General features: G+C 66.0%; 19 protein-coding genes. 13 read left to right on the forward strand and 6 right to left on the reverse strand.

Features of this window, described 5'->3' with window-relative positions; all coding sequences use genetic code 11:
* The first annotated feature begins 38 nt into the window (after nucleotides 1-38).
* From rimM to AC07U1_RS08095, 3 genes are all read left to right on the forward strand, one after another.
* Nucleotides 39-548 carry a ribosome maturation factor RimM gene (gene rimM / locus AC07U1_RS08085; RefSeq protein ID WP_056345471.1) on the forward strand — a complete coding sequence of 170 codons (510 nt, stop codon included), beginning with the start codon at nucleotides 39-41 and terminating at the stop codon, nucleotides 546-548.
* Between the two features lie 211 nt (nucleotides 549-759).
* Nucleotides 760-2,277, forward strand: a complete 1,518-nt coding sequence (locus AC07U1_RS08090) for a serine hydrolase domain-containing protein (protein WP_495176882.1) — start codon at nucleotides 760-762, stop codon at nucleotides 2,275-2,277.
* Entirely contained in the window at nucleotides 2,274-2,552 is a 279-nt protein-coding gene (locus tag AC07U1_RS08095; protein WP_056345477.1) for a hypothetical protein, read from the forward strand. The genes AC07U1_RS08090 and AC07U1_RS08095 overlap by 4 nt, the downstream gene beginning before the upstream one ends.
* 7 nt (nucleotides 2,553-2,559) lie before the next feature.
* On the opposite strand, the gene AC07U1_RS08100 is transcribed toward AC07U1_RS08095, so the two are convergent.
* Both AC07U1_RS08100 and AC07U1_RS08105 read right to left on the reverse strand, forming a co-directional pair.
* Nucleotides 2,560-3,807: a sensor domain-containing diguanylate cyclase gene (locus AC07U1_RS08100; protein WP_495176881.1), complete on the reverse strand. Its 1,248-nt coding sequence runs from the start codon at nucleotides 3,805-3,807 to the stop codon at nucleotides 2,560-2,562.
* A gap of 208 nt (nucleotides 3,808-4,015) precedes the next feature.
* Complete coding sequence (locus AC07U1_RS08105) at nucleotides 4,016-4,177, reverse strand: hypothetical protein (RefSeq protein WP_495176880.1); 162 nt, start codon at nucleotides 4,175-4,177, stop codon at nucleotides 4,016-4,018.
* A gap of 101 nt (nucleotides 4,178-4,278) precedes the next feature.
* Between AC07U1_RS08105 and AC07U1_RS08110 the strand changes: the two genes are divergently transcribed.
* From AC07U1_RS08110 to AC07U1_RS08145, 8 genes are all read left to right on the forward strand, one after another.
* On the forward strand, nucleotides 4,279-5,196 hold the full coding sequence (locus AC07U1_RS08110; RefSeq protein WP_495176879.1) for a LysR substrate-binding domain-containing protein: 918 nt from the start codon (nucleotides 4,279-4,281) through the stop codon (nucleotides 5,194-5,196).
* Entirely contained in the window at nucleotides 5,193-5,930 is a 738-nt protein-coding gene (gene trmD / locus AC07U1_RS08115; protein ID WP_495176878.1) for a tRNA (guanosine(37)-N1)-methyltransferase TrmD, read from the forward strand. The genes AC07U1_RS08110 and trmD overlap by 4 nt, the downstream gene beginning before the upstream one ends.
* A 4-nt stretch (nucleotides 5,931-5,934) precedes the next feature.
* Entirely contained in the window at nucleotides 5,935-6,312 is a 378-nt protein-coding gene (gene rplS / locus AC07U1_RS08120) for a 50S ribosomal protein L19 (protein ID WP_056345487.1), read from the forward strand.
* Nucleotides 6,313-6,410: 98 nt separating this feature from the next.
* Nucleotides 6,411-7,028, forward strand: coding sequence for a DUF1287 domain-containing protein (locus AC07U1_RS08125; RefSeq protein ID WP_492737359.1), 618 nt, complete (start codon nucleotides 6,411-6,413; stop codon nucleotides 7,026-7,028).
* Between the two features lie 34 nt (nucleotides 7,029-7,062).
* Nucleotides 7,063-8,088, forward strand: a complete 1,026-nt coding sequence (locus AC07U1_RS08130) for an aspartate-semialdehyde dehydrogenase (protein WP_495176877.1) — start codon at nucleotides 7,063-7,065, stop codon at nucleotides 8,086-8,088.
* Between the two features lie 191 nt (nucleotides 8,089-8,279).
* The gene (locus tag AC07U1_RS08135) at nucleotides 8,280-9,056 is read left to right on the forward strand and encodes an arginine deiminase family protein (RefSeq protein ID WP_495197679.1); all 777 of its coding nucleotides are present in this window, start codon (nucleotides 8,280-8,282) and stop codon (nucleotides 9,054-9,056) included.
* A gap of 115 nt (nucleotides 9,057-9,171) precedes the next feature.
* Nucleotides 9,172-9,789, forward strand: a complete 618-nt coding sequence (locus tag AC07U1_RS08140) for a DUF2238 domain-containing protein (protein ID WP_495176875.1) — start codon at nucleotides 9,172-9,174, stop codon at nucleotides 9,787-9,789.
* Nucleotides 9,790-9,792: 3 nt separating this feature from the next.
* Nucleotides 9,793-10,398 (forward strand): hypothetical protein, encoded by a 606-nt coding sequence (locus AC07U1_RS08145; protein ID WP_495176874.1) that lies wholly within the window; start codon nucleotides 9,793-9,795, stop codon nucleotides 10,396-10,398.
* A gap of 81 nt (nucleotides 10,399-10,479) precedes the next feature.
* On the opposite strand, the gene AC07U1_RS08150 is transcribed toward AC07U1_RS08145, so the two are convergent.
* From AC07U1_RS08150 to AC07U1_RS08160, 3 genes are all read right to left on the reverse strand, one after another.
* Nucleotides 10,480-11,250, reverse strand: coding sequence for an SDR family NAD(P)-dependent oxidoreductase (locus tag AC07U1_RS08150; RefSeq protein ID WP_495176873.1), 771 nt, complete (start codon nucleotides 11,248-11,250; stop codon nucleotides 10,480-10,482).
* Nucleotides 11,247-12,731: an AMP nucleosidase gene (locus AC07U1_RS08155; RefSeq protein WP_056345504.1), complete on the reverse strand. Its 1,485-nt coding sequence runs from the start codon at nucleotides 12,729-12,731 to the stop codon at nucleotides 11,247-11,249. Before AC07U1_RS08155 ends, AC07U1_RS08150 begins: the two co-directional genes overlap by 4 nt.
* A gap of 73 nt (nucleotides 12,732-12,804) precedes the next feature.
* Nucleotides 12,805-13,287 (reverse strand): peroxiredoxin, encoded by a 483-nt coding sequence (locus AC07U1_RS08160; RefSeq protein WP_056345507.1) that lies wholly within the window; start codon nucleotides 13,285-13,287, stop codon nucleotides 12,805-12,807.
* Nucleotides 13,288-13,414: 127 nt separating this feature from the next.
* On the opposite strand from AC07U1_RS08160, the gene AC07U1_RS08165 reads away from it, so the two are divergent.
* The gene (locus AC07U1_RS08165; RefSeq protein WP_495176872.1) at nucleotides 13,415-13,981 is read left to right on the forward strand and encodes a YqgE/AlgH family protein; all 567 of its coding nucleotides are present in this window, start codon (nucleotides 13,415-13,417) and stop codon (nucleotides 13,979-13,981) included.
* A 55-nt stretch (nucleotides 13,982-14,036) separates the two neighbouring features.
* Here AC07U1_RS08165 and AC07U1_RS08170 read toward each other — a convergent pair whose 3' ends face one another.
* Nucleotides 14,037-14,435 carry a hypothetical protein gene (locus AC07U1_RS08170; RefSeq protein ID WP_495176871.1) on the reverse strand — a complete coding sequence of 133 codons (399 nt, stop codon included), beginning with the start codon at nucleotides 14,433-14,435 and terminating at the stop codon, nucleotides 14,037-14,039.
* 394 nt (nucleotides 14,436-14,829) lie between these two features.
* Between AC07U1_RS08170 and ahcY the strand changes: the two genes are divergently transcribed.
* The gene (ahcY, locus tag AC07U1_RS08175) at nucleotides 14,830-16,245 is read left to right on the forward strand and encodes an adenosylhomocysteinase (RefSeq protein ID WP_492737343.1); all 1,416 of its coding nucleotides are present in this window, start codon (nucleotides 14,830-14,832) and stop codon (nucleotides 16,243-16,245) included.
* The last annotated feature ends 135 nt before the right edge of the window (nucleotides 16,246-16,380 follow it).

A 16,380-nucleotide genomic window follows, 5' to 3' on the forward strand; every position in this document is an offset into this window, starting at 1 on the left:
GCAGAAGAAGCCGGCGAAGAAGAAGCCAAGGCCTGATCTTGGCTGACGCGAACCGCCCCGTCACCCTCGCCGCCATTGCCGGCGCGCATGGGGTGCGGGGCGAGGTGCGGCTCAAACTGTTCGGCGAAGGCGCGGAGACCCTCCGCGCCTTTTCCGCCTTCAGCGCGGGCGAGCGCATCCTGACCCTGAAATCGATCCGTCCTGCCAATCAGGGCGCGGTCGCGATGTTTGCCGAGGTCACCGACCGCAGCGGCGCCGAAGCGCTGCGTGGCACGTTGCTGACGGTCGCGCGTTCGGCGCTGCCGCCGCTGGGTGAGGGCGAATATTACCATCATGACCTCATCGGCCTGCCGTGCGTCTCGACCGACGGCGCCGCGATCGGCACCGTCGTCGCGGTCGATAATTTCGGTGCCGGCGACATTCTCGAGATCGAGAAGCCCGCTGAGGCAGGCAAGAAGCCGCAACGCTTCATGGTCCCGATGAACGCGCGGGCGGTGCCCGCATGGGATGCCGATAACGTGACCGTCGACGCCGCCTTCGTCGAATAGGCCCGGCGGCGCATTTTGCGCTTTCCTACATTATCGCGCTGTGCGAGCGTCGTTTTCGGTGCTTTTGCCGTGTCGGAACGCGGTTCGCGGCAACCTTCGGCACCGCCCGCGTAAGGGCACAAAGGGCACAAAATCATGCGCTGCATGCGGGGCTTTTGTGACTTTAAGCGAGATTGAAGCAAGTTTGGCGCGACAAACGGGGGAGACTGCCATGCGTTCGAGATCGCGAATCGCCCTTGCCGCCCTGTTCGCGGTGGCGTCGCCCGCCGCCGCGCATGACCCCGCCCCAAAGACCCTCGAGCAACTCGCTCCCGACATCGACGCGCGCTTTGCGACGTTTCAGACCGACGCCCACATTCCCGGGCTCGTCTATGGCGTCGTCCAGAACGGCAAGCTCGTCTATGTGAAGGGCCTCGGCGTGCAGGATCTCGACGCGCGGCGCCCGGTCACCCCCGACAGCCTGTTTCGCATCGCCTCGATGACCAAGGCGTTCACCGCGCTGTCGATCCTGAAATTGCGCGACGATGGCAAGCTCCGCCTCGACGACCTCGCCGAAACCTATGTGCCCCAGATGAAGGGCTGGACCTATCCGACGACGGACAGCCCGCGCATCCGGATCCGCGACCTGCTCCAGCATGTCGGTGGTTTCGTTACCGACGATCCCTGGGGCGACCGCCAGCAGGTGTTGCCGCAAGCCGAATTCACCAAAATGATCGCCGCGGGCGTGCCGTTCAGCCGTGCGCCGCAGAGCCAACATGAATATTCGAACTTCGGCTATGCGCTGCTCGGCCGCATCGTGGCCAAGGCCTCGGGCATGGCCTATACCGACTATGTCCGCAAAACGATCCTGACCCCGCTCGGCATGACCGCGAGCGGTTTCGACGCCCCCCATGCGCCGAAGGACACATATGCTCTCGGCTATCGCTGGGAGAATGACGCCTGGGCGCCCGAACCCGAAATGGTCGACGGCGCCTTCAACGCCATGGGCGGCCTGCAGGTCAGCGCCAACGACTATGCCAAATGGGTCGCCTTCCTGCTCTCGGCCTGGCCGGCGCGCGACGATCCCGACACCGGCCCGGTCCGGCGGTCGACGGTGCGCGAAATCGCGCAGGGGTCGAACTTCACTTCGGTCGTCAATCGCATCGGATCGAGCGGCGACGACGCGTGTAAGCAAAGCCTCGCCTATGGCATGGGCTGGCGCGTCGCGCAGGACTGCGACCTTGGCCTCACGCTCGCGCACGGCGGTGGCTATCCCGGCTATGGCAGCCATGTGATGCTGATGCCCGACACCGGCACGGGGGTTTTCGCGCTCGCCAACCGCACCTATGCCGGCCCGTCGGGTCCGGCGTGGGACACGGCCGTGGCGATGGACAAGGCGGGACTGCTCGTCCGCCGCGACACGCCGGTGTCGCCCGCGGTCGCCGACATGTTCGCCGCGACACGCGCTGCCTATGACGCGGGCAGTTTGAAACCGCTGGACGGCAAGCTCGCGATGAATTTCCTGCTCGACCGCTCGGCCGACAACTGGACCGCCGAACTGGCGAAGTTGAAGGATCAGGTCGGCGCCTGCCCGACCGCTGAGCCACTCGCGCCGCTGGGGGCGTTGTCTACGGCCTTTCGCCTCAATTGCGAAAAGGGCAAACTCGACGGCACCTTGCTGCTCGCTCCGACCAGCCCGGTCATGATCCAGGCGTGGCGTCTGCGGGTCGTGCCCGGCGACCACCCATGATCTTCATCCTGACCTTTGTCGTGTTGGTCCCGATCGCCGGGGCGGTCGTGAGTTGGTGGCTGCTGCGCCGGCTGTCGCCGCCGCTGGTCTGGCTGGCCGGCATGCTGACGGGCGTTGCCCCTGCCATCTTCTTCACAAATGCTCTCCTTGGCAGCGCGGGCGCAAACGACGATCCCGATCCGTTGCTGTTCCAGAAGATCGCGATTGGCGCGGCGGCGCTGGTCGTCTTGCTGACTCTCGCGGCGCTCCAATTCGCGGCCCGGCGTTCGGAATGACGTCCGGTCAGGCCGCCTCGATGAACACGACCCGGTCGCGCCCGCTTTCCTTGGCGGCGTACAGGTTGATGTCGGCCGACTTCATCGCCGCGCCGAAGCTCGTCTCGCGCGCGATATGGACAAGGCCCATCGATGCGGTCACCGGCCGTTTCAGCGTCGGCACCATCTGCGCGATATAGGCGCCGACGCGCTGGCGCAGCCGTTCGGCCTCGCCCGCGACCGCGCTCGCCTCGCAGCGGAACAGCAAGGCGAACTCCTCGCCGCCGATCCGCGCCGCCATCGCGCTGCCCGACCCCAGCGCCACCCCGGCGGCAAAGATCACCCGATCGCCGACGTCATGGCCGTGGCGGTCGTTGATCGCCTTGAAATGGTCGAGGTCGACGATCGCGATCGCGACCGGCGTCTCCTGTCCGTAACTCTCCTCGATCGCGCGCCGGTTGGGCAGACCGGTCAGCGGGTCGGTGTGCGCGATGACGCGCATCGCTTCGGCCTGGGCCTGCGCTTCGGTTCGTTCGCGGCGCAGACGGATCAGCCGGTCGAGAATGCCCAGCGCGGTGAGCATCACTTCCAATCCCAAAGCGGGAAACAGCAGGAACAGGAAGGATTCGAACGGTGTCTGCAGCACGATGTCGTGGAACAGGCTGACGCCATAGACGCCGCCGATGCCGCTCCACGCCGCCGCTTGATACCGCGCGGTGCGGCTGCCGCGCAGCAGCGCGATCGCCACCGTCGTGACGCCGAGCGTCAGCATCGTCACCAGCAACAGGCTGCGCAGCGTGAAATACAGCCCCGGCGGATCGGCCATCACCGTCACCGGCGTCGTCAGCAGGATCAGGAAGGGCGGCCATCCCAGCAGCCGATAGAGCCGCTTCGGGATCGTCCCCGGCTCCAGATAGGCGCGCAGGAACGGCCCCGATACCGCGACGCCCAGATCGAAGAACAAAGTGATCCAGACCTGCCGGGCAAAGCTGTCGGGGGTGAAAAAGCCCCCCATCGCCAGCGGCGACAGCCCGATCGCGAGCGCGAAATAGGCAAAGGCGCGAACGCTCTGCCAGATCAGAAACCGCTCGCGGAGCAGCGCATGGAAAGCGGCATTATAGGCGAGCGAGAACAGCAGCAGCCCGAGGAAGATGCCGGTCAGCACCCCGTCCCATGTCATCACCGTCGCGTCGGCGAACGAGGATTGCGCGTGCGCGGGCACCGCGGCGCCCCACAGCACCGCGCCCATCGTCAACGCCCGCGCCCATCGCGCCATCTTGTCCCCCTGGTCCGAGTGGGAGGAAATTAGGCGCCAAGCCGCTGATTTTTGGTTAACGGAGGGTTGTATTTTGGTGATTTGCGGAGGGAGGGGACGGGGTTGCGAGCGCTACGACGGCAGCCGCCGGCTACCATCCATGCCCATGAACGCACCCGGCGAAGGACCACCGGGGGCGTTCATGGGCATGGCCTGGTGAACAGGATCGTCAGCCGATCCCGATCCGGGCGCGAAGGTTCGCAGTGCGGTCGTCGCGGCGCCGGCGCAGCCGCGCGATCGCGCCTGCCAGCGAAGCAAAGCCGCGATCGATATCGGCGCTGAAACGCGGCTGCGCGTCGTTCCAGTTCCGCATCCAGAGTTCGTCCTGCATGGTTCGTCTCCTGTGTTTCGATGTTCTCCAGATGCGCCTTTGGCCGCTCCGTCGCCAACAAAAGCTTTGCATCATCTCATAAGGGCACCTTATGTAGCGCGATGCCCAAGCTGCCGCCCCTCGCCGCCGTCCGCACCTTCGAAGCCGCCGGTCGTCTGCAGAACTTCTCGCGCGCAGCAGAGGAACTGGGAATGACGCAGGCCGCGGTCAGCTATCAGGTCCGCCAATTGGAGGACCGTCTCGGCCGCGCGCTGTTCGTGCGTGAAAAGGGGCGGGTGCGGCTGTCCGAAACAGGGCAGCGGCTGCTCCCCGCTGTCTCGGGCGCCTTCGCCGCGATGGGCGACGCCTTCGCCGCTTTGGATGACGACGAGGCCGAGGTGCTGACGATCAGCGCCGCGACGACCTTCGGCGGCACCTGGCTCAGCGCGCGCATCGGCCGCTTCCAGCTTCGCCACCCCGATCTCGCGGTCCGTATGTCGATGGCCAACGAAATGGTCGATTTCGACGCTTCGAACGTCGATGTCGCGATCCGCGTCGGCGGCGGCGCCTGGCCGGGGCTACGCGCCGACTTTCTGTTCCGAAGCCATGTGACGCCGATCTGCTCGCCGGCGTTTCGCGACGCCAACGCGATCGCGGCGCCCGAAGACCTGCTCCGCGTCGATCGCCTCGCCCCCAACGATCCGTGGTGGGCGGGCTGGCTCGCCGCCGCCGGGGTCGGCACCCCGCCGCAGGAACGCCGCGGTATCGAACTCGACAGCCAGTTGCAGGAGGCGAGCGCGGTGCAGGGCGGCTATGGCATCGCGCTGATGACCCCGCTGCTGTGGCAACTCGAACTCGCCAGCGGCCGCATGGTCGCGCCGTTCGACACGCTCTACCAGCCCGGCGGCGCCAACTTTCTCGTCCACCGCGACAACCGCGTCGGGGTGCGCAAGATCGAACGCTTCCGCGAATGGCTGCACGAAGAGATGGAGATGGATCGCCACCTGCTGCCCGAGGCGCTATGGCAGCCGTTGCCATGACCTTCGCCGCCGTCCCCCTGACCCTCTATCCAAACATGTTCCCCGGCCCGCTCGGGCAAAGCATGGCGGGTCGCGCGCTTGAGGCCGGGGTGTGGTCGTGCGCGCCCGTCCAGATCCGCGACTTCGCGACCGACCGGCACCGCACCGTCGACGATACGCCGTCGGGTGGCGGCGCCGGCATGGTGCTGAAGGCCGACATATTGGCCGCCGCGCTCGACCATGCGGTGGCGGCGAACCCGGGCCTGCCGATCCTTGCGATGACCCCGCGCGGCGCACCGGTCACCCAGGCGCGGGTGCGCAGCCTCGCGGCGGGTCCCGGCGCGATCATCCTGTGCGGGCGGTTCGAGGGTTTCGACGAACGCATCTTCGACGCCCGCCCGATCGAACAGGTGTCGATGGGCGACATCATATTGTCGGGCGGCGAGATGGGGGCGCTGCTTTTGCTCGACGCTTGCATTCGCCTGATTCCCGGCGTAATGGGCGCGACTTCCAGTGGGGACGACGAATCGTTCGAGAACGGTTTGCTCGAATACCCCCACTATACCCGACCTGTCGAATGGGAAGGGCGCACGATCCCCGAAGTGCTGCGATCGGGGGATCATGCGAAGATCGCCGCCTGGCGGAAACAACAGGCGGAGGATCACACACGGTTACGCAGGCCGGACCTTTGGGAGCGTCATGTCGATGCTCGGGACCGACCTGCCTCTGGCGCGCGGCAGAAGAAGAAGGAATAGAGGCATGAACCTCATCCAGACGATCGAAGCCGAAGAAATTGCCAAGGCGGCAAAGACCATTCCGACCTTCCGTCCCGGCGACACGCTGAAAGTCGGCGTCAAGGTGGTCGAAGGCGAACGCACTCGCGTCCAGAATTTCGAAGGCGTGTGCATCGCACGCTCGAACAAGGGCATGGGCTCCAACTTCACCGTGCGCAAAATGTCGTTCGGCGAAGGTGTCGAGCGCGTGTTCCCGCTCTATTCGCCCAACATCGACAGCATTACCGTCATCCGCAAGGGTGCCGTGCGTCGTGCGAAGCTTTACTATCTTCGTGGCCGCACCGGCAAATCGGCGCGTATTGCGGAGCGCCGCGATTACCGGCCGGAAGCCAGCGAGGGCTAAGGGAGACTTTCCCAACCCCAAGCGAAAACAGCTTTCCAAAACGACCGGTTCCGCCAAAGCGCAGAGCCGGTCGTTTTTCATTTGGGCAACGCAAATTCATGCAGCAGTCCGCGTCCTTTCAGCCTTCACGGCGCGCTCTTATCGGCGCGGGGCTGTGCTTTGGCGCGTTCGGACTGTCGGGCGGGGCGCTGGCGGCGACCACCGCCGAGCGGCTGGTTGCTGCCGCCCGCAAGCAGGTTGGCGTGACGCTCGCCTATGACCCCGCTTACACCGTGCTGCCCTTCCCGAACGGCGACGTGGCGCGCGCCAAGGGCGTGTGCACCGACGTCCTGATCCGCGCCTATCGCGACGCGCTGGGGGTCGATCTGCAGGCCCTTGTAAACGCCGACATGAAGGCCGACTTCGGGGCCTATCCGAAAAACTGGGGGCTGCGCCGTCCCGACCGCAACATCGACCACCGCCGCGTGCCGAACCTCGCGACCTTTTGGACGCGCCAGCGCGCGCGGCTGCCCGTCTCGACCGATCCCGCCGGCTGGCGGCCGGGCGATATCTTTACCGCGATGACTGGCGGGCGCTTTCCGCACACCGGCATCGTTTCCGACCGAACTAACGCAGCGGGCCGCCCGCTGATCATCCACAATATCGGACGCGGCGCCCGCGAAGAGGATGCCTTGTTCGACCACCCGCTGACCGGCCATTTCCGCTGGAAGGTCTGACCATATTTCGAGTTTTACGCTGAGGAGTGTTTCAATGGGTTATCGTATCGTTGTCGCCGGCGCGACGGGCAATGTCGGGCGCGAAGTGCTCGCCATCCTGTTCGAACGCGAATTCCCCATCGACGAACTGGCGCTGGTCGCCTCGTCGCGCAGCCAGGGCCTCGACATCGAACTTGGCGATACCGGCAAGACCGCCAAATGCCAGAATATCGACAATTTCGACTGGACCGGCTGGGACATGGCGATCTTCGCGATCGGCAGCGACGCGACCAAGATCCACGCGCCGAAGGCGGCGGCGGCGGGCTGCGTCGTGATCGACAACTCGTCGCTCTATCGCATGGACCCCGACGTGCCGCTGATCGTGCCCGAGGTGAACCCCGACGCGATCGATGGCTATACCAAGCGCAACATCATCGCGAACCCGAACTGCTCGACTGCGCAGATGGTCGTCGCGCTCAAGCCGCTCCACGATGCCGCCACCATCAAGCGCGTCGTCGTCTCGACCTATCAATCGGTATCGGGCGCAGGCAAGGCGGGCATGGACGAACTGTGGAACCAGACGCGCCAGATCTTCGTCGGCGACGAAAAGGACATCCAGAAGTTCACCAAGCAGATCGCCTTCAACGTCATCCCGCACATCGACAGCTTCCTCGACGACGGCCAGACCAAGGAAGAGTGGAAGATGGTCGTCGAGACCAAGAAGATTCTCGATCCCAAGATCAAGGTGACGGCGACCTGCGTCCGCGTGCCGGTGTTCGTCGGCCACAGCGAGGCGATCAACATCGAGATGGAGAATGAGCTGTCGGCCGAGGATGCCCAGCGCATCCTGCGCGAAGCCCCCGGCGTCGTCCTTCACGACAAGCGCGAGGACGGCGGCTATATCACCCCCGTCGAATGCGTCGGCGACTTCGCGACTTTCGTCAGCCGCGTCCGCGATGATCCGACGGTGGATAACGGCCTGAATCTCTGGTGCGTCAGCGATAATTTGCGCAAGGGCGCCGCGCTCAACGCGGTGCAGATCGCCGAACTGCTCGGCCGCCGCCACCTCAAAAAGGGCTGAGCCTAATCCTCCCTGTCGCGTAGCGATGGGGAGGGGGACCGCCGCGAAGCGGTGGTGGAGGGGCCGAAACCTCACACGACGCCTGACGGCGTCGGCCCCTCCGTCAGCGCTTCGCGCTGCCACCTCCCCATGGCTTCGCCACAGGGAGGATCGCATTGCCGACCGCAAAGCGTTCGGGCTATGCCGCTGCCATGACCACCCCTTATCGCTTCACCCACGCCATTGTCCGCACCCCCGCCCCCTCGGCGATCCACGGCATCCGTGCCGACGGCGGCCCCGACCCGGACTTTCCGGCGCTTGCCGCGGAACATGACGCCTATGTCGCGACGCTCCGGGATTTCGGCCTCGCCGTCACCATCCTGCCCGCGCTCGACGCCTTCCCCGATGCTCTGTTCGTCGAGGATGTCGCGCTGACCTTCCCCGAGGGCGCGATCCTGCTCCGCCCCGGTGCGGCCACCCGCGCGGGCGAGGTCGCGTTTATTGGCGACGCGCTCGCCGCGCATCATCCCCGACGCCTCTCCATGACCGCCGGTCATGTCGATGGCGGCGACGTGCTCCGCCTCGCCGACCGCGTCGTCATCGGCCTCTCGGCGCGCACCGACCGCGCGGGCGCCGAGGAACTGGCGACGCTTCTCGCCGACCTCGGCTACAGCGTCGAAATCGCCGACACCCCGCCCGGCGTCCTGCATTTCAAGACCGGCTGCTCGCTGATCGACGCGGGTACCATCCTCGCCGTCCCAGCGCTCGCCGACTGCCCGCAATTCGCGGGACTGGAGGTCGTCGTGACCCCGCCGGGCGAGGAGGCGGCGGCGAACCTTCTCCGCATCAACGACACCATTCTCGTCGGCGATCGCTGGACCGCCACCCACGCGCTGCTCGCAGCGCGCGGTCACGCGATCCGTCCGCTTCCGACGACCCAGATCGCACGCATTGACGCGGGACTCAGTTGCATGTCGCTCCGCTGGTGATGGGGACCCAGGCCCGCCCACCAGTTTCCGTTCGTGTCGAGCGAAGTCGAGACACCCCGCAGGCGCGCACGAACGATGGGCATCTCGACTTCGCTCGATGCGAACGGATAAGGGGATGATCACTACCCTCCCGCGCGCCCAGAAACAGCTCTTGGCCCTTCTTGCCGCGCTGCTCCTCCTTGCCCAGATCGCGCAGCCCTATCCCGAGGTCGCGCTGCTCCAGCATATCCCGACGCTGGTCTTCCTGCTCGCGTCGCCCTGGCTGCTCCGCCGCTGGCCGCTTTCGACCGCGGCGCTCGCCTGCATCATCGCCTTCCTCGCGCTTCACACGCTCGGCGGCCGCTATGCCTACAGCAACGTTCCCTATGACGATTGGGCGCGCGCGCTCACCGGCACCACCCTGTCGGACGCCTTCGGCTGGACCCGCAACCATTATGATCGCCTCGTCCATTTCGCCTTCGGCGCGCTGTCGGTCGTCCCCGTCGCCGAGATCGCCCGCCGCTGGGGCGGACTGACCCCGCGCGGCGCCACCCTCGCCGTGCTCGCGTGGGTGCTCGCCATCTCGTGCCTCTACGAAATGTTCGAATGGCTGCTCACCATCGTCGCGGCGGGCGCGACCGCCGACCGCTATAACGGGCAGCAAGGCGACATCTGGGACGCGCAAAAGGATATGGCGCTCGCCACCCTCGGTGCGATACTGGTTCTCGTGATCCCCACCCGCGGCAGGAATTGAGCGATGCGCAACGTCATCACCCTCGTCATGATCGGCCTGCTTGCCGCGTGCAAGCCAGCCGCCGACAAGGCGCCGGTGGATGCCGACCCCGTCGCGCCGGCGGTCCCTGAGGCAAAGGCCGATGGACCGAGCGCTGCGACCACCGCGATCAGCCTCGACGGAGAGGGCCTGCGCTTCATCGACAAGAATAATGGCAAGACCAGCCTGCTCGCCTTCGGTGTGCCGCGCGCGCAGGCCGAAGAAGCGCTGGCGCGCGTCGCCGGTACCCTCGACGACCGCAGCACCAACGAGGAATGCGGCGCCGGCACGATGGAGTTCACCCGCTACGACGCGATGACCCTCAATTTTCAGGACGGCAGGTTCGTCGGCTGGTTCCTCGGCAACGAACCCGGCGCCGACTTATATTCGACGATGAGCGGCATCGCCATCGGCACCACCCGCGCCAAGGCCGCAGAGTCGGTCAAGCTCGTCGCGATCGAGGACAGCACGCTTGGCGAGGAGTTCACCCTTGGCGCGGGTCAGGACAGCGTTGGCGGTATGTTCGCCGCGCCCGGCGAAGCGGCGAAGATCGACGCGCTGTTCGCGGGGATGAACTGCTTCTTCCGCTAACCTGCCTTGTGGAGCAAGCTGCGCCATCCTTTCCCCTGAAAGGCCGAGGGCAAGGTCCGCTTTCTGCTTCAAAGCCAACTGTCACGCATTGCGTGCCATCAGCCCGCCGTCGACCGGGATCACCGCGCCGGTGATGTAGCTGGCGGCGGGGAGGACGAGGCTGAGCGTCATATGCGCGACTTCCTCGGGGTCGCCGTACCGACGCAGCGCGGTGCGGCGTTTGGCGAAGACGAGCTTGTCGGCCTCGGCCACCTTGTCGGTCATGCCGGTGTGGATCGGACCCGGGCAGATGCAGTTGACCGTGATGCCCTCTTTGCCGAGATCGACCGCGAGGCCGCGCGTCAGTCCGGTGACGCCGGTCTTGGCGGCGACATAGGGCGTATCGCCGGGTGTCGCGCCGAGGCCCTCGGTCGAGGCGATGTTGACGATACGCGCGGCGTCGCTTTGGCGAAGGAAGGGCAGTGCGGCGCGAACCATGCGCTGGTGCGCGGTGAGCAGGATCGCCACGGCGCGGTGCCAGATACCGTCATAATCGTCGGCATCGAGCGGGCAGAAGGCCGAGATGCCGGCGTTGTTGATCAAGATGTCGATGCCGCCGAAGTGCGCGACGATGTCGGCGACGACGGCCTTGATCGTCTCGCCGTCCGACACATCGAGCGCAAAGGCTTTGGCATTGGGGCCTGCTTCGGCCGCGACCGCCTCGCACGCTGCAAGGTTGAGGTCGGTGACCGCGACCTTCGCGCCTTCGCTCGCGAGCAGCAGCGCGGTAGCGCGGCCCATACCGCTCGCCGCGCCGGTGACGATCGCGACGCGGCCGGCGACCGAGCGTGAGCGGTTCGGAGCCGCGCTCACCGGAAGGGCGGTTCGTTGAAGGCGCGGAGTTTGCGGCTGTGGAGCTTGGCGCCCTCGTCGCGCATCGTCTCGCAGGCGCGGATACCGATCTGGAGATGCGCGGCGATCGCTTCTTCATAGAAGCGGTTCGCCTGGCCGGGCAGCTTGAGCTCGCCGTGGAGCGGCTTGTCGCTGACGCAGAGCAGGGTGCCATAGGGGACGCGGAAGCGGTAGCCCTGCGCGGCGATCGTCGCGCTTTCCATGTCGATACCAATCGCGCGCGACTGCGAGAAGCGCAGCGCGCTGTCGGTGTAGCGCAGCTCCCAGTTGCGGTCATCGGTGGTGACGACGGTGCCGGTGCGCATGCGTTTTTTCAGGTCGGCGCCGCTGGTGCCGGATACGGCTTCGGCGGCGCTGGCGAGCGCCTGCTGTACTTCGGCGATCGGCGGAATCGGGATTTCGGGGGGCAGGACCGCGTCGAGGATATGATCGTCGCGGAGGTACGCGTGGGCGAGGACATAGTCGCCGATGCGCTGGCTGGGGCGCAGCCCGCCGCAATGGCCGATCATCAGCCAGGCCTCGGGGCGCAGCACCGCGAGATGGTCGCAGATCGTCTTGGCGTTCGACGGCCCGACGCCGATGTTGACGAGGGTGATGCCGCCGCCGTCGGGCGCGATCAAATGATAGGCGGGCATCTGGTGCCGGCGCCAGGCGCTGTCGGCGACGAGCGCGCTCGCGTTGACGCCCGGCTGGTCGACATAGAGGCCCGCGGCGCCCGCGAGCGCGGTGTAGCGGCCCTGTCCGACCTGCGCCCCCGCCCAGGAGACGAACTCGTCGACATAGCGGTGGTAGTTGGTGAACAGGATATAACGCTGGAAATGCTCGGGCGCAGTGCCGGTGTAATGGCGGAGGCGCGCGAGGGAGAAGTCGGTGCGCAGCGCGTCGAACAGCGCGAGCGCCTGCGGCGCCGCGGGGTCGCTGCCGAACAGCCCGTCGGCAAGCTCGTCGCCGATGTCGGCGAGCTCGGTGGTCGGGAAATGACGCGCGAGTTCGAGCGGGGTGACGCGCCCCATGTCCGACCCGTCGCTGGCGTCGAGCACATAGGGAAAGGGGATTTGCTGCCCGGTGCGCGTCACCGACAGCTCGACGTCATAATGGCGGACGAGCAGGTTGAGCTGGTCGCGCAGATAATCGGCGAACAGGTCGGGGCGGGTGACCGTGGTGACGAACTCGCCCGCGCGCTCGAACTGGCCGAAGGCGAGATTATGGGCGGTCTGCCCCTCGCGCTGTTCGCCGGTCGTGACGAGGCGGAGCGCCGGATAGTCGAACAGCCCGGTCGCGGCGGCATCGGCCGGCGGCAGTGTGCCGTCGCGGACATAGGCGGCGATCGCCGATTTGAGATTGGAGACCGAGGTGCGGAACTTGTCCTGGAGCTCGGCGATGATCCCTTCGACGAGGGCGGCGGGATCGGCGATGTTCTGGTTTTGCGATGAGGATGTCATCGCGACGCTGTTGCACGAAAATGTGACAAAAGGGAAGGGGCGGCCCGCGAACAGGCCGCCCTCCCGTATTTTCTCAGAGCTGCTCGAGCATATGGTCGGCGCTCGACACCTTGAATTCGCCGGGGGCTTCGACGTTGAGCTGTTCGACGACGCCGTCGTTGACGATCATCGAGAAGCGCTGGCCGCGCTTGCCCATGCCAAAGGCCTGGCCGTCCATGGTGAGGCCGACCGCTTCGGCGAAATCGCCATTGCCGTCGGCGAGCATGGTGACGGAGCCGCCGGCGTCGCCATTCTTGCCCCAGGCGCCCATGACGAAGGCGTCGTTGACAGCGGTGCAGACGATCTCGTCGATGCCCTTGGCCTTCAGTTCCTCGGCCTTTTCGACGAAGCCCGGCAGGTGCTTGGCCGAACAGGTCGGGGTGAAGGCGCCGGGTACCGAGAAGAGCGCGACCTTGCGGCCCTTGAAATAATCGGCGGTGCTGACCCGTTCGGGTCCGCCTTCGGTCACCTTGACCAGCGTCGTTTCGGGCAGCTTGTCTCCGGTCTGGATCGTCATGTTTTCGTCCTCTCAGCGGGGGGAATCGGGAGCGCAGACATTGGGTGGCGACCGGCCCGAGTCAAGCGCGGCGGATAAATTCACGCGCGCGCTGGACCGGGCCGACGCGGGCGGGCATGGTGCGGTCATGGAAACGGCTCCCCCCTGGTTCACCGGCCAGCTGCTCCTCGCGCTGCCCGGCATCGGCGACCCCCGCTTCGAGCATATGGTGATCGCGATGATCAGCCATGACGAAGAGGGCGCGATGGGTATCGGCATATCGGACCCGATCGCGGGCATGACGGTGGGCGCGGTGCTCGACCAGCTCGAGATCGCGCACGATGGCGACCCGCTCGACCAGCCGGTGTTCCTCGGCGGCCCGGTGGAACAGTCGCGCGGTTTCGTTCTGCACAGCAAGGACTGGGGCGGCGAGGGCGCCATCGAGGTCGCGGGGCGCTGGACGATATCGAGCTCGCACGACATTTTGCGCGCGATCGGCGAAGGCCGCGGCCCGTCGCGTTGGCTGGTCGCGCTGGGCTATGCCGGATGGGCGGGCGGCCAGCTCGAGGACGAGATGGTGCGCCACGGCTGGCATGTGACGCCGGGCAGCGACGCCTTGCTGTTCGACACGCCGCCCGAAAAGCGCTGGCAGGCGGCCTTTGCGGAGGCCGGGGTCGATGCGCGCCTGCTGACGACCGAGGGCGGCGAGGCGTAAGCGAGACGTTCCCAAAACGCGTCGCCCCCGCGAAGGCGGGGGCGACGGATTTGTTTCAGCGTGCCAGCGCGAGCAGCGGGCGCCCTTCGTTGAGATTGGCGAGCGCGGTGCGGGCGGCCCAGCGCGAATCGACATAGCGGCCGTTGGCGAGTTCCAGATCGTAACGGATCGGGCTGTCGATCGCCGCGCTATAGGCGGTCGAGGCGTCTGCGGTGCGACCCAGGCGGGCATAAGCCGTGCCGAGATTGATCAGCCGCGACGGGTCGCGCGCATCGAGCGTCGTTTCGTCGGTCAGCTTGGCGACCGCGGCGCGATTGTCGCCGGCCTTGAGTTCGGCATAGGCTACCGGCAAGACTTGCGAATCGGCCTGCGGGCCGGTGACGACGATGATCGACTGGGCGGCGGCAGGGGTCGCGAAAGCAAGAGCGACGAGCGGCAGCAGAATTTTTTTCATCTTTGTATCTCCCCGTAACTTGGGATGATTTTCTGCCTGCTTCGCACAAAAGTCAATATTTTCAGCCATTTGTAACATAGCTGTCACAAAGTCCGATTATGCTGAACGCAAGGCGCATTATAAGTCAGAATTTTCAGAATCTTGGGCTTTGCGACGCGCTGTCACATAGGCGGCGGGGCGATTGTCACAATTGCGCCGGTCGAAATTTTTTTCGCGAGGCCGTGCGATTCCGCGCGTCCTGATTCGCGTCCGCACGTCGCCGGTGGATGGCCCCGGACTTGCGATATAAAGAAAAGTTTATATTTGATCCGGGCGGCGCTTTGGGCTAGGGCGCGCAACATAATTACGCGGTCGTTTGCGAGCGGGCGCACCCCATCTGACAGGAGAAATACCCATGGCCACTCTCGCCGCCGACACCCGTGACTATGTGGTCGCCGACATCGGCCTTGCCGATTTCGGGCGCAAGGAAATCAACATCGCCGAAACCGAAATGCCGGGCCTGATGGCGCTGCGCAGCGAATTCGGCGCGTCGCAGCCGCTGAAGGGTGCGAAAATCGTCGGGTCGCTGCACATGACGATCCAGACCGCAGTGCTGATCGAGACGCTGACCGCGCTCGGCGCCGAGGTCCGCTGGGCGACGTGCAACATCTTCTCGACCCAGGACCATGCCGCCGCCGCGATCGCCGCGTCGGGCGTGCCGGTGTTCGCGGTGAAGGGCGAAAGCCTCGCCGACTATTGGGACTATGTCGGCCGCATCTTCGACTGGGGCGTGGAAGACGGCACGACCTGCAATCTGATCCTCGACGATGGCGGCGACGCCACGATGTTCGCGCTGTGGGGCGCGAAGCTCGAAGCCGGGCAGGCGATGCCGGCGCCGGAGAATGAAGAAGAGATTGAAATGCAGCGCGCGCTGAAGGCGTTCGTTGCCGCCAACCCGGGCTACCTGACGAAGACGGTCAAGGCGATCAAGGGCGTGTCGGAAGAAACGACGACCGGCGTCCACCGCCTGTACCACATCGCCAAGAAGGGCGAGCTGCCCTTCCCCGCGATCAACGTCAACGACAGCGTCACCAAGTCGAAGTTCGACAACCTCTATGGCTGCAAGGAATCGCTGGTCGACGCGATCCGTCGCGGCACCGACGTGATGCTCGCGGGCAAGGTCGCCACCGTCGCCGGCTTCGGCGACGTCGGCAAGGGCTCGGCGCAGTCGCTCCGCAACGGCGGCGCGCGCGTCCTCGTCACCGAAATCGACCCGATCTGCGCGCTGCAGGCGGCGATGGAAGGTTTCGAGGTCGTGACGATGGACGAAGCCGTCAAGCGTTCGGACATCTTCGTCACCGCGACCGGCAACGCCGACGTCATCACCGCCGAGCATATGGCGGGCATGAAGAATATGGCGATCGTCTGCAACATCGGCCACTTCGACAGCGAGATCCAGATCGCGGCGCTCGCCAACTACAAGTGGACCGAAGTCAAGCCGCAGGTCGACCTCGTCGAATTCCCCGACGGCAAGCAGATCATCATCCTGTCGAAGGGGCGCCTCGTGAACCTCGGCAATGCGACCGGCCACCCGTCGTTCGTGATGTCGGCGAGCTTCACCAACCAGACGCTGGCGCAGATCGAACTGTGGACGCGCAGCGAGCAGTATAAGAACGACGTCTATGTCCTGCCCAAGCATCTCGACGAAAAGGTCGCGGCGCTGCACCTCGAAAAGCTGGGCGTGAAGCTCAGCCAGCTGAGCCAGAAGCAGGCCGACTATATCGGCGTGCCGGTCGAAGGTCCGTTCAAGCCCGATCATTATCGCTATTGATCGAAGACGGGGCATGCGCCCTGCCGTTCGGGCAATCCTCGTCATTGCGAGGAGCCGGGGGCGACGCGGCAATCCAGAGTGGGCGGTAACCGCCCTGGATCGCTTCGCTCCGCTCGCAATGACGACGTGATGAGA

The organism is Sphingopyxis sp. GW821-FHT02C12, from assembly GCF_059421785.1.